Below are 10,852 nucleotides of genomic sequence, written 5' to 3'. Positions count from 1 at the left end.
CGCCACCCCCTCACTCCCTCCTCCCGATCGCTTCTCCCCCTCCCGACCGTTCGCCTCCTGACCGTTCCCCTGGAGCACGATGCCCGACAGCCAGCCCCAGCCGCCGCACCGCGACGGCGCAGCCGAGGAGACCGCTTCGCTGCTGCTGTGCGGGGCGCGGCTCACCGACGGCCGGACCGTGGACGTACGCCTCGGGCGCGGGCGGATCGAGGCCGTCGGCACGGCGGGCTCGCTGGCCGCGCGTTCCGCACGCGTCGACCTCAGCGGCTATCTGCTGCTCCCCGCCCCCGCAGAACCGCACGCCCACAGCGACACCGCGCTCGCCGCGGACACCGACGGGCCCGTCTCGTACGAGCCTGCGGATGTCCAACGCCGGGCCACCGAGGCCGCGTTGCTGCAGCTGGGCCACGGCGCGACGGCGCTGCGCTCGCACGTACGGATCGGTGATGTGCAGGGACTCGGGCCGATGGAGGCCGTACTGCAGGCGCGGCGGTCGCTGCGCGGGCTCGTCGAACTCTCGGCGGTCGCCGTACCGCGGCTGCTCACCGGGATCGCTGGCGCGGACGGGCTCGCGATGCTGCGCGACGCCGTGAAGATGGGCGCAGCGGTGGTGGGCGGCTGCCCCGACCTCGACCCCGACCCGACCGGCTATGTGGAGGCGGTGCTTGAAGTCGCCGCCGAACACGGCTGCCCCGTCGACCTGCACACCGACGGCCTCGACCCGGCCCGCCTCGCCCGGCTCGCGGCGATGGCGGGCGGCCTGCGGCCCGGCGTACGCATCGGACCGCTCGGCGGCCTCGGCCGGGTACCGCACGACGTGGCCGCGCACGGCGCCGAAGCGCTCGCGGCGGCGGGCGTCGGTGCGATCTGCCTGCCGCAGGGCGACTGCGGCGGGCTCGGGCGGCGCGGCGGTACGAGCGCTCCGGTACGGCTGCTCCGCGCCGCGGGCGTCCGGGTCGCCGCTGGCAGCGGAGCCCTGCGCGACCCCGCGAACCCCGTGGGCCGCGGCGACCCCCTGGAGGCCGCCTACCTGCTCGCCGCCCAGCACGGCCTCGGCCCCGAGCAGGCCTACGACGCGGTCTGTGCCGAGGCGCGGGCGGCGATGGCCCTGCCCGAGGTACGCGTGGAGGCCGGCTTCCCGGCCGAACTCCTCGCGGTCCGCGGCGAGAAGCTCTCCGGCGCGCTCGCCCTCGCGTACAGCCGGATCGTGGTGCACCGCGGCCGGGTGGTGGCCCGCACCTCCGCCGTACGCGAGTACTGCGACTCGGCGGCGGCGGTGGCGCTGGACCTGCCGCGGCAGGGGCGGGCGAAAGGCGGGGGTGGGGGCGGGTCCTGAAGACAGGACCGTCATCCGCGGGCAACCGTCAGCCGCGGGCAACCGTCATGCGCGGGCATCCGCGCTCCGCACCGGCAGGCGGACTCACCCTCGTAGGGCAGTGTCGCGGAGGGGTGCCGTGGCGAACGGCTGACCTGATGGTGAACATCCGGGGGACGCAGCCCGTGGCGCTGCCTTCGGAGCGGCATGTCACCGCCGCGCGGCGTACGGTCGGAACATGCGCATTGTCATCGCTGGTGGACATGGTCAGATCGCGCTGCGGCTCTCCAGGCTGCTGGCCGCGCGGGGCGGTTACGAGGTCGCGGGGATCATCCGCAACCCCGCACAGGGCGACGACCTGCGCGCCGCCGGTGCCGAGCCGGTGCTCTGCGACCTCGAGTCGGCCTCCGTCGAGGAGGTCGCGGCTCATCTGCAGGGCGCGCAGGCGGCGGTCTTCGCGGCGGGTGCGGGGCCGGGTTCGGGCGCGGAGCGCAAGGACACGGTGGACCGGGCGGCCGCGGTGCTGTTCGCCGAGGCAGCGGAGCGCGCCGGGGTGCGGCGGCACATCGTGGTGTCGGCTATGGGCGCGGATCCCTCGCACGCGGGCAACGGGGTCTTCGACGCGTACCTGCGGGCCAAGGGAGAGGCCGATGCCTATGTGCGCGACCGCGAGAGCCTCGACTGGACGATCCTGAAACCGGGACGGTTGACCGACGAACCCGGCACGGGTCTCGTGCGCCTCGAGGCCTCGACCGGGCGCGGGGACATCACACGGGACGATGTGGCGGCGGTGCTCGCGGAGCTCGTGGACAGTTCGGCGACGGCCGGGCTGACGCTCGAACTCATCGGGGGGTCAACACCGGTGGCCGTGGCGGTGAAGGACGTGGCGGGCAACTAGCTGGCAGCAGCCCGGAGTTGACGAAACCACTTCGGGACCGGAGCGGTGAACGCCGCGCGCGCCGTCACCCGCCGCAGCCACGCGCCCTCTGCACGCCCCTGCACACCCCTGCACTGCTCTGCCCGCGTCCCCCGCACCCCCGCCGGCCCTCGCGGTCCCACATGGCAAGATCGCCGCATGCTGAAGCTCACCGATTTCATCATCGACTGCCCCGAGCCCATGGAGCTCGCGGCGTTCTACGCAGCGGTCACCGGCGAACCCGTGAAACCCGACAGCAACGACCAATGGGCCGGCATCAAGTTCGGCGGTATCGAGCTCGCCTTCCAGCGCGTCGACGACTTCCGCGCCCCGGACTGGCCGGACGACGAGCACCCCAAGCAGTTCCACCTCGACTTCGAGGTCGACGCGTTCGAACCGGAAGAACAGCGCATCACCGCACTCGGCGCGACCCTGCGCAAGGATTTCGTTGGCGAAGAGGGCTACGGCTGGCGGATCTACACCGACCCGATCGGCCACCCGTTCTGCCTGTGCCGCAACAAGCGCGTCCAATGGATCGACGGCGAACCTGTCGGCCTCTGACCCACCACACACGAAGAAACCCCCTACACGCGAAGAAACCCCCTCCGCTCCGCGTTTCCGCAGATCGGAGGGGGTTTCACCTTCATGTGGCGGCGCCAGGATTCGAACCTGGGAAGGCTGAGCCGGCAGATTTACAGTCTGCTCCCTTTGGCCGCTCGGGCACACCGCCGGGGATGCCGCCCCGAAGCGTCCCGCTTTCGCGGTGCTCCGTGGCAACGACGTAAACGATACCTGATGACCGGGGGTGCTTCGCCACCCGGTTGATCCGCGCCCGGCGGGCGGCCGGGTGGGCAGGGGTGTCCGACTAGGCTTGCGGCCATATCTGTCAGCCGTACGCATTCCGACGCAAGGAGCCACAGGACATGGCCGACTCCAGTTTCGACATCGTCTCGAAGGTCGAGCGGCAGGAGGTCGACAACGCCCTCAACCAGGCCGCCAAGGAGATCTCCCAGCGCTACGACTTCAGGAACGTCGGCGCCTCGATCTCCTGGTCCGGCGAGAAGATCCTCATGGAGGCGAACGCCGAGGACCGCGTCACCGCCATCCTCGACGTCTTCCAGTCCAAGCTGGTCAAGCGCGGTATCTCGCTGAAGGCGCTGGACGCCGGTGAGCCGCAGCTGTCCGGCAAGGAGTACAAGATCTTCGCGACGATCCAGGAGGGCATCTCCCAGGAGAACGCGAAGAAGGTCGCGAAGCTCATCCGCGACGAGGGCCCCAAGGGCGTGAAGGCCCAGGTTCAGGGCGACGAGCTGCGGGTCAGCTCCAAGAGCCGTGACGACTTGCAGGCCGTGCAGGCGCTCCTGAAGGGGCAGGACTTCGACTTCGCGCTGCAGTTCGTGAACTACCGCTGAGCACGGTTGCAGCTCCGACGACGCGGAGGGCTGTACGGGACCTGGTCCCGTACAGCCCTCCGTCGGTTCGAGAGGAGGGGAAGCGGCAGTTCGGAAAGGGTCAGCGGCGGGAGTGGCCGAAGAGGATGCGGTACGCGATCAGGAGGGCCAGGGAACCGGCGATGGCCGAGAGCCAGGTGGCCGTGTCGTAGAAGCCCGTGGTGATCGGACGGTCGAGGAAGTGGGCCGAGCCCCAGCCGCCGATGAAGGCACCCGCGATGCCTATGACGGTGGTGCCGATCAGGCCGCCCGGGTCGCGGCCGGGCAGCAGGATCTTGGCGATGACTCCGGCGATGAGTCCGAGAAGCAGCCAGCTGACGATGCTCATGGGGTGATCCTTTCCTGCCTTCCCTCGCGTATGCGGCACCGATGCACACGCCTCTTGCCTGCGTATGCGGCACCGATGCGTACGCCCTATTCCCTGCGCGTGCCGCATCGATGCGTACGACGACTGCCGTGGGCGGCCCGGTTGCGGGGGTCGCTAAAGTGCGGCGCATGGCACAGCGGACAGCGGGCGAGCTGCGGCGGAGTCTGGGTACGTTCGACGCGGTCACCGTCGGGCTCGGGGCGATGATCGGGGCCGGGATCTTCGCGGCGCTCGGGCCGGCGGCGGGTGCGGCCGGGTCGGGGCTGTTCTACGGGCTCGGGATCGCCGGGCTCATCGCGTACTGCAATGCCATGTCCTCCGCCCGCCTCGCGGCGCTCCATCCCGTCGCCGGCGGGACGTATGTGTACGGCCGGGAGCGGCTCGGGGAGTTCTGGGGGTATCTCGCCGGCTGGGCGTTCGTCGTCGGGAAGACGGCCTCGTGTGCGGCGATGGCGATGACGGTGGGTGCGTATGTGTGGCCCGGGCAGGCGCATGCGGTGGCGGTGGGCGCGGTGGTCGTGCTGACCGCCTTGAACTGTCTGGGAGTTCAGAAGGCCGCCTGGGCGGGGCGGGTGATCGTGGCGCTGGTGCTCGGTGTGCTCGCGACGGTGGTCGTGGTGTGTGCGAGCGCCGACGGCGGCGGCTTCGCCGGGGTGTCGGGCGATGTCGGCGGCGCAAGCGGCGTGTTGCAGGCCGCCGGGCTGCTTTTCTTCGCCTTCGCCGGCTACGCGCGGATCGCCACGCTGGGCGAGGAGGTGCGCGATCCGGCACGGACCATCCCGCGGGCGATCCCGCTCGCGCTGGGCATCGCGCTCGTGGTGTACGTGGCCGTCGCACTCGCCGTCGTGTACGTCCTCGGCCCCCGCGGGCTCGCCGATTCGGCCGCCCCGCTGGTGGACGCGGTGCGGGCCGCCGGCGCGTCCGGCCTCGCCCCGGTCGTACGGGTGGGGGCGGCCGTCGCCGCCCTGGGCGCGCTGCTCGCGCTGATCCTCGGGGTCTCGCGGACGGGGCTCGCGATGGCGCGGGACGGGCATCTGCCGCGGACGCTGGCCGCGGTGCATCCGCGGTTCCAGGTTCCGCAGCGGGCCGAGCTCGCGGTGGGCACGGTGGTGGCGGTGCTCGCCGCGACGGTGGATCTGCGGGCGGCGATCGGGTTCTCGTCGTTCGGCGTGCTGGTCTATTACGCGATCGCCAACGCCTCGGCGTGGACGCTGGGTTCGCGCCCCGCGATCCGCGTGGTGGCGGCGCTGGGTTTCGCGGGCTGTCTGCTGCTCGCGGGCACACTGCCCGGGGTGTCGGTGGCCTGGGGCGCGGTGGTGCTCGCGGTGGGTGCGGTGCTGTTCTTCGTACGGCGGGGGCTCGGCTCCGTACGGGGATGAGCGCCCCGTCCCGTACGGGGATCAGCGCCCCGTCCCGTACAGGGATGAGCGCCCCGTCCCGTACGGAAGCCACGGCGACGATGGGAGCGGGGGCTACCAGCGGCCGCCCGCCGCGAAGGCCTCGTCCGTGCGGACGATGTCGCGGCCGAACGGCATCAGCGAGACCGGGATCAGCTTGAAGTTGGCGATGCCCAGCGGGATGCCGATGATCGTGACGCAGAGCAGGAAGCCCGTGACGATGTGGCCGAGCGCGAGCCACCAGCCGGCGAGGACCAGCCAGAGCACGTTGCCCAGGCAGGAGGGCGCGCCCGCGTCGCGGCGCTCCACCGTGGTGTATCCGAAGGGCCACAGCGCATAGACGCCGATGCGGAACGCCGCGACGCCGAACGGGATGCCGATGATCGTGATGCACAGGAGCACACCCGCGAGCAGATACCCCAGGAACAGCCAGAAGCCGCTCAGGAACAGCCAGATGATGTTCAGGATGGTCTTCACTTGGGACGAACCTGCCTCGTTCTCGGCGTCTGTACGGCGGCACTGTCGAGTACTGAGACGCGAACGGGCTGCGGGCGGATGCGGCGGGCGACCCTGATTTCGACCCTGAGGCCGTCCTGGGTACGGGCTGCGGTCCCGGCCCCGATCGCGTCCCAGATCCCGGTCCCGGCCCCGGCTCCGGTCCCGGCTCTGCTCGCGGACCTCACCGCTGCTTGCCTGCCATCTGCTCCAGGCGGGCGATGCGCTCGGCCATCGGCGGGTGGGTCGAGAAGAGCTTGGCCATGCCCTGGCCCGGCCGGAAGGGGTTCGCGATCATCATGTGGCTGGCCGCCTCGATCTTGGGCTCGGGCGGCAGCGGAAGCTGCTTCGTGCCGGCTTCGAGCTTGCGCAGCGCGGCCGCGAGCGCGAGCGGGTCGCCGGTGAGCTGCGCGCCGGAGGCATCCGCCTCGTACTCCCGCGAGCGGCTGATCGCGAGGCGGATCACCGATGCGGCGATCGGGCCGAGCAGCATGATCAGGAGCATCCCGAAGATGCCCGGGCCCTCGCGGTTGTTGGAGCCGCCGGAGGGGATCAGCCAGGCGAAGTTGACCAGGAACATGATGACGGAGGCGAGGGCGCCGGCCACCGAGGAGATCAGGATGTCGCGGTTGTAGACATGGCTGAGCTCATGGCCGATGACGCCGCGCAGCTCCCGCTCGTCGAGGATGCGCAGGATGCCCTCGGTGCAGCAGACGGCGGCATTACGGGGGTTGCGGCCGGTCGCGAAGGCGTTGGGCGCCTCCGTCGGTGAGATGTAGAGGCGGGGCATGGGCTGGCGGGCCTGTGTGGAGAGCTCGCGGACCATCCGGTAGAGCTGGGGGGCCTCGAACTCGCTGACCGGGCGGGCGCGCATCGCTCTGAGGGCGAGCTTGTCGCTGTTCCAGTACGCGTACGCGTTCGTGCCGAGCGCCACGACGAGGGCGACGATCAGGCCCGTACGACCGAAGAAGCTGCCGATGACGAGGATGAGGGCGGACAGGCCTCCGAGCAGAGCGGCGGTCTTGAGACCGTTGGTACGGCGGTGCACGGCAGCCCTCCTGGTGGCGCGGCAGAGGAACCCTCAGCAACTGGCTTCCACTCTCCAGTGGACCCTCCCTGCCTGGTCAACGCCAGGCGGGAGGGTGGAGTTCCCCGGCGGACGGGGCGGGAGGGGTCGGCCGTACGGGTGAGGCGTGTGCTGCTCGGGAAGGGGCGGCGGCGCCGCTCGCGATGGGGCGGCGCCGCTCGGGGACCCCTCTCAGAACAGGGCGGCGGACGAGAAGCGCAGGACCATCTGCGGGGCGCCGGAAAGGGCGATGGCCAGGACGGCGGTCAGGGCGATGGCGGCGGCGAGAGGGAACGGTACCGCGCGGGCCGGGGCGGGTGCCGGTGCGGATACGGATACGGGTGCGGATGCGGATACGGATACGGGTGCGGGTGCGGGTGCGGGTGCGGGTGCGGGTGCGGGTGCGGCCAGGGTGCCTGCTTCCGCGGTTTCCCGCGTGCGTCCGGCTTCCGCGGTTTCCGGCGTACGGAAGAGGAGGGCCGTCCACCGCAGGTAGTAGTACAGCGCCACCACGACGTTGACCGCCATGACGACCGCCAGCCAGCCGAGCCCGGCGTCGACCGCCGTCCGGAAGACGGCGACCTTCGCGAACAGGCCGATGATGCCCGGCGGCAGCCCGGCGAGGCAGAGCAGGAAGAAGCCGAGGGCCAGGGCGGCCAGGGGGCTGCGGGCGTAGAGGCCGCGGTAGTCGGTGAGCCGGTTGCCGGGCGCGGTGCGGGCCACGAGGGCGGCGACCGCGAAGGCGCCCAGGTTCACGGCGGCGTACATCAGGGCGTACGCGACGGTGGCGCCGACGGCCTCGGTCGGATCGTCGGCTTCCGTCAGGTAACCCGCCGCCGCGATCGGGACGAGCAGATAGCCGGCCTGACCGACCGAGGACCAGGCGAGCAGGCGTACAGCACTGGCGGCGCGGTCGGCGCGCTGGCGCAACGCGGCCACGTTGCCGCCGGTCATCGTCAGCGCGGCGAGCACCGCGAGGGCGGGGGCCCAGACGTCGGCGTACGCGGGGAAGGCGACGACCGTGACGAGGATGAGGCCGGTGAAGCCGACGGCCTTGCCGACCACCGAGAGGTACGCGGCGACCGGCAGGGGAGCGCCGACATAGGTGTCGGGCACCCAGAAGTGGAAGGGCACGGCGGCGGTCTTGAAGGCGAAGCCGACAAGGGTGAGGACCACTCCCGTACGGGCGAGGGTCTGCAGGTCGCCGTCCACCGCGCCGAGCCGGGTGGCCACCTCGGTGAGGTGCAGGGTGCCGGTCGCCGCGTAGACGAAGCTGACGCCCAGGAGGGTGACGGCGGTGGCGGTGACCGAGGAGAGGAAGAACTTCAGCGCCGCCTCGGAGGAGCGGCGGTCGCCGCGCCGCAGACCGACCAGGGCGAACGCCGGGAGCGAGGCGACCTCCAGGGCGACGACCAGGGTGGCGAGGTCGCGCGAGGCGGGCAGCAGGGCGGCGCCCGCGGCCGAGGAGAGCAGCAGGAACCAGAACTCGCCCGCGGGGAGCTGCCGTTCCTTGAGCGGGCTGACCGAGAGCAGCGCGGTGAGCAGGGCACCGGCCAGGACCATGAACTGGATGACGACGGTGAAGCGGTCGGCGGTGTAGCTGCAGGCCCCGGCTTCGGTGGTGAGGCAGAAGGTGTCGCGGTCGTTGCCTAGGAGCGGCAGGAGGGCGAGGAGCGCGGCGCTCAGGCCCGCGAGGGAGATCCAGCCCAGGAGAGGCTTGCGCCGTTCGGGCAGGAACAGGTCGGCCACGAGCACGCCGAGGCCGACGAGGGCGGTGATCGTGGGCGGGGCGATGGCCGTCCAGTCGACGGACTGGACCAGGCTCGCGGCCTGCTGGGTGACGGCTTCCTGTGCGGTGGCTTGCTGCGTGACGCTTTGTGCGGCGGCTTGCTGCGTGGTGCTTTGTGCGGCGGCCGTCAGGACGTGAGCTGCGGCGGTCATGCCTTCCCTCCCGAGAGGAGCTTGTGCACGGCCGGGTCCGTCAGGCTCAGCAGCAGCGCGGGCCAGAGTCCGGCGAGGACGGTGAGGGCGACAAGCGGCGTCCAGGCGGCGTACTCGTAGCCCTGGACGTCGGCCAGCTGTTGGGGCTTCTCCTGCGGGTCACCCATACAGACGCGGCGTACGACGATGAGCATGTACGCGGCGGTCAGCAGGGTGCCGAAGGCGGCGATCGACATGAAGGTGAGGAAGGCGGGGCGGCTGAGGCCTTCCGCGGGGTCGAACGCGCCGAACAGGGCGAGCATCTCGCCCCAGAAACCCGCGAGTCCGGGCAGGCCGAGCGAAGCGACGGCGCCGAAGGCGAGCAGGCCGCCGAAGCGGGGTGCCTTGCCGTAGAGCGCCTGCCCGGTGCGGCCTGCGAGGGTGTCGAGGTCGGTGCTGCCGGTGCGGTCCTTGAGGGCGCCGACCAGGAAGAAGAGAAGCCCGGTGATGAGGCCGTGGGCGATGTTGGCGAAGAGCGCACCGTTCACGCCGGTCGGGGTCATGCTCGCGATGCCGAGCAGGACGAAGCCCATGTGGCCGACGGAGGAGTACGCGATGAGGCGCTTCAGATCGCCCTTGGCGCCCCGCTTCGCGAGGGCGAGGCAGGCGAGCGATCCGTAGATGATGCCGACGACCGCGAAGGCGGCGAGGTACGGGGCGAGTTCGCGGGTGCCGTCGGGGACGACGGGCAGCAGGATGCGTACGAACCCGTACGTGCCCATCTTGAGCAGCACCCCGGCGAGCAGCACCGAACCGACGGTCGGCGCGGCGGTGTGGGCGTCGGGGAGCCAGCTGTGCAGCGGCCACATCGGGGTCTTCACGGCAAGGCCGACGCCGATCGCCAGAGCGGCGATGACCTGCACGGATGTGGTCAGCCCGCGGCCGTTGTCAGTGGCGAGTGCGAGCATGTCGAAGGTGCCGGACTTCAGACCGATGAGGAGGAAGCCGAGCAGCATGACGACGGAGCCGAGCAGCGTGTAGAGGATGAACTTCCAGGCGGCCTGGGCGCGCTGGGCTCCGCCCCAGCGTGCGATCAGGAAGTACATCGGGATGAGGACCATCTCGAAGGCCAGGAAGAACAGGAGCAGATCCAGAACCGCGAAAGTCGCGAGGGTGCCCGACTCCAGGACCAGGAGAAGGGCGACGAATGCCTTGGGAGACGGGCCCGTCGGCATTCGGAAGTAGCTGTACAGCGCGCAGAGGAAGGTCAGCAGCGCGGTCAGTACGAGGAGGGGGAGCGAGATGCCGTCGACACCGAGGTGGATCCGCACGTCGAGTGCCGGGATCCAGCTGATGTCGGTCGTGGCCTGCATCGTGGCCGGGTGGTCGTGGTCGAAGCCGAGGGCGAGGGCCACGGCCGCGATGAGGATGACGCCGGTCACGGTCACGCCGTGGCGCAGCACGGCCTGCTCGGGGGACTTCCCCTTCAGCCCGGGCGGGGCGGGCAGGAGGGCCGCGGCGGCGCCGAGGAGCGGTCCGGCCACGATCAATGCCAGAAGGAACTGCATCACGGACTCACTGATATCGATCACGGCTCAGGCTCCCGCTGCGACGAGGACGGCGGCGACGGCGAGGACCACCGAGCCGGCGAGCAGGACGCTCAGATAGGTCTGCACGTTTCCGGTCTGGGCCCGGCGGACGAGGAAGCCCAGGGCCTTCGCCGTGTTGCCCGCGCCGCGTACGTAGGTGTCGACGACCTCGCGGTCCAGGAAGCGGACCAGGCGGGCGGCGGCCTGGACGGGGCGGACGAACAGGGCTGTGTAGACGGCGTCCAGGTGGAAGCCGGCGGCTGCGGCGCGGTGCAGCGGGCCACCGAGGAGGAGGCGGCCCGGGTCCGCGGAGGCTCGGGTTTCCGGGGCGGGGGT

At 71.5% G+C, this 10,852-nt stretch carries 10 protein-coding genes, 1 tRNA gene and 1 pseudogene; 5 read left to right on the top strand and 7 right to left on the bottom strand.

Features of this window, described 5'->3' with window-relative positions:
* The first annotated feature begins 79 nt into the window (after positions 1-79).
* The 3 genes from ACLF6P_RS00095 (at position 80) to ACLF6P_RS00085 (ending at position 2,792) form a co-directional block, all read left to right on the top strand.
* The gene (locus ACLF6P_RS00095; RefSeq protein ID WP_415947142.1) at positions 80-1,336 is read left to right on the top strand and encodes an amidohydrolase family protein; all 1,257 of its coding nucleotides are present in this window, start codon (positions 80-82) and stop codon (positions 1,334-1,336) included.
* 217 nt (positions 1,337-1,553) lie between these two features.
* The gene (locus tag ACLF6P_RS00090) at positions 1,554-2,213 is read left to right on the top strand and encodes an NAD(P)H-binding protein (protein WP_415947141.1); all 660 of its coding nucleotides are present in this window, start codon (positions 1,554-1,556) and stop codon (positions 2,211-2,213) included.
* Positions 2,214-2,390: 177 nt separating this feature from the next.
* Positions 2,391-2,792 carry a VOC family protein gene (locus tag ACLF6P_RS00085; protein ID WP_415947139.1) on the top strand — a complete coding sequence of 134 codons (402 nt, stop codon included), beginning with the start codon at positions 2,391-2,393 and terminating at the stop codon, positions 2,790-2,792.
* Positions 2,793-2,879: 87 nt separating this feature from the next.
* Here the strand turns inward: ACLF6P_RS00085 and ACLF6P_RS00080 are convergent.
* Positions 2,880-2,961, bottom strand: a tRNA-Tyr gene (locus tag ACLF6P_RS00080).
* Positions 2,962-3,154: 193 nt separating this feature from the next.
* On the opposite strand from ACLF6P_RS00080, the gene ACLF6P_RS00075 reads away from it, so the two are divergent.
* Entirely contained in the window at positions 3,155-3,643 is a 489-nt protein-coding gene (locus ACLF6P_RS00075) for a YajQ family cyclic di-GMP-binding protein (RefSeq protein ID WP_415947138.1), read from the top strand.
* Positions 3,644-3,743: 100 nt separating this feature from the next.
* Here ACLF6P_RS00075 and ACLF6P_RS00070 read toward each other — a convergent pair whose 3' ends face one another.
* Positions 3,744-4,010, bottom strand: coding sequence for a GlsB/YeaQ/YmgE family stress response membrane protein (locus tag ACLF6P_RS00070; protein ID WP_415947137.1), 267 nt, complete (start codon positions 4,008-4,010; stop codon positions 3,744-3,746).
* Between the two features lie 167 nt (positions 4,011-4,177).
* Here ACLF6P_RS00070 and ACLF6P_RS00065 point away from each other — a divergent pair, with 167 nt between their 5' ends.
* Positions 4,178-5,428, top strand: coding sequence for an APC family permease (locus tag ACLF6P_RS00065; RefSeq protein ID WP_415947135.1), 1,251 nt, complete (start codon positions 4,178-4,180; stop codon positions 5,426-5,428).
* Positions 5,429-5,521: 93 nt separating this feature from the next.
* Here ACLF6P_RS00065 and ACLF6P_RS00060 read toward each other — a convergent pair whose 3' ends face one another.
* The 5 genes and pseudogenes from ACLF6P_RS00060 to ACLF6P_RS00040 form a co-directional block, all read right to left on the bottom strand.
* Positions 5,522-5,923: a YccF domain-containing protein gene (locus ACLF6P_RS00060; protein WP_415947133.1), complete on the bottom strand. Its 402-nt coding sequence runs from the start codon at positions 5,921-5,923 to the stop codon at positions 5,522-5,524.
* Positions 5,924-6,125: 202 nt separating this feature from the next.
* On the bottom strand, positions 6,126-6,989 hold the full coding sequence (gene htpX / locus ACLF6P_RS00055; protein WP_415947131.1) for a zinc metalloprotease HtpX: 864 nt from the start codon (positions 6,987-6,989) through the stop codon (positions 6,126-6,128).
* Between the two features lie 210 nt (positions 6,990-7,199).
* Positions 7,200-8,948: an NADH-quinone oxidoreductase subunit N gene (locus ACLF6P_RS00050; RefSeq protein WP_415947129.1), complete on the bottom strand. Its 1,749-nt coding sequence runs from the start codon at positions 8,946-8,948 to the stop codon at positions 7,200-7,202.
* On the bottom strand, positions 8,945-10,519 hold the full coding sequence (locus ACLF6P_RS00045) for a complex I subunit 4 family protein (protein ID WP_415947128.1): 1,575 nt from the start codon (positions 10,517-10,519) through the stop codon (positions 8,945-8,947). Before ACLF6P_RS00045 ends, ACLF6P_RS00050 begins: the two co-directional genes overlap by 4 nt.
* A gap of 3 nt (positions 10,520-10,522) precedes the next feature.
* Positions 10,523-10,852: pseudogene (locus ACLF6P_RS00040) on the bottom strand (NADH-quinone oxidoreductase subunit L); the annotation flags it as partial.

The organism is Streptomyces lothianensis, from assembly GCF_047779955.1.
In the GTDB taxonomy this organism is placed as follows: Bacteria; Actinomycetota; Actinomycetes; order Streptomycetales; family Streptomycetaceae; genus Streptomyces.
This window is presented reverse-complemented; position numbering and strand designations above follow the sequence as displayed.

What these genes read in the sequence shown, in the direction of transcription:
- ACLF6P_RS00085 (WP_415947139.1), top strand. Translation starts at nt 2,391, where the DNA reads ATGCTGAAGCTCACCGATTTCATCATCGACTGCCCCGAGCCCATGGAG.
- ACLF6P_RS00090 (WP_415947141.1), top strand. Translation starts at nt 1,554, where the DNA reads ATGCGCATTGTCATCGCTGGTGGACATGGTCAGATCGCGCTGCGGCTC.
- ACLF6P_RS00070 (WP_415947137.1), bottom strand. Translation starts at nt 4,010, where the DNA reads ATGAGCATCGTCAGCTGGCTGCTTCTCGGACTCATCGCCGGAGTCATC.
- ACLF6P_RS00075 (WP_415947138.1), top strand. Translation starts at nt 3,155, where the DNA reads ATGGCCGACTCCAGTTTCGACATCGTCTCGAAGGTCGAGCGGCAGGAG.
- ACLF6P_RS00065 (WP_415947135.1), top strand. Translation starts at nt 4,178, where the DNA reads ATGGCACAGCGGACAGCGGGCGAGCTGCGGCGGAGTCTGGGTACGTTC.
- ACLF6P_RS00050 (WP_415947129.1), bottom strand. Translation starts at nt 8,948, where the DNA reads ATGACCGCCGCAGCTCACGTCCTGACGGCCGCCGCACAAAGCACCACG.
- ACLF6P_RS00095 (WP_415947142.1), top strand. Translation starts at nt 80, where the DNA reads ATGCCCGACAGCCAGCCCCAGCCGCCGCACCGCGACGGCGCAGCCGAG.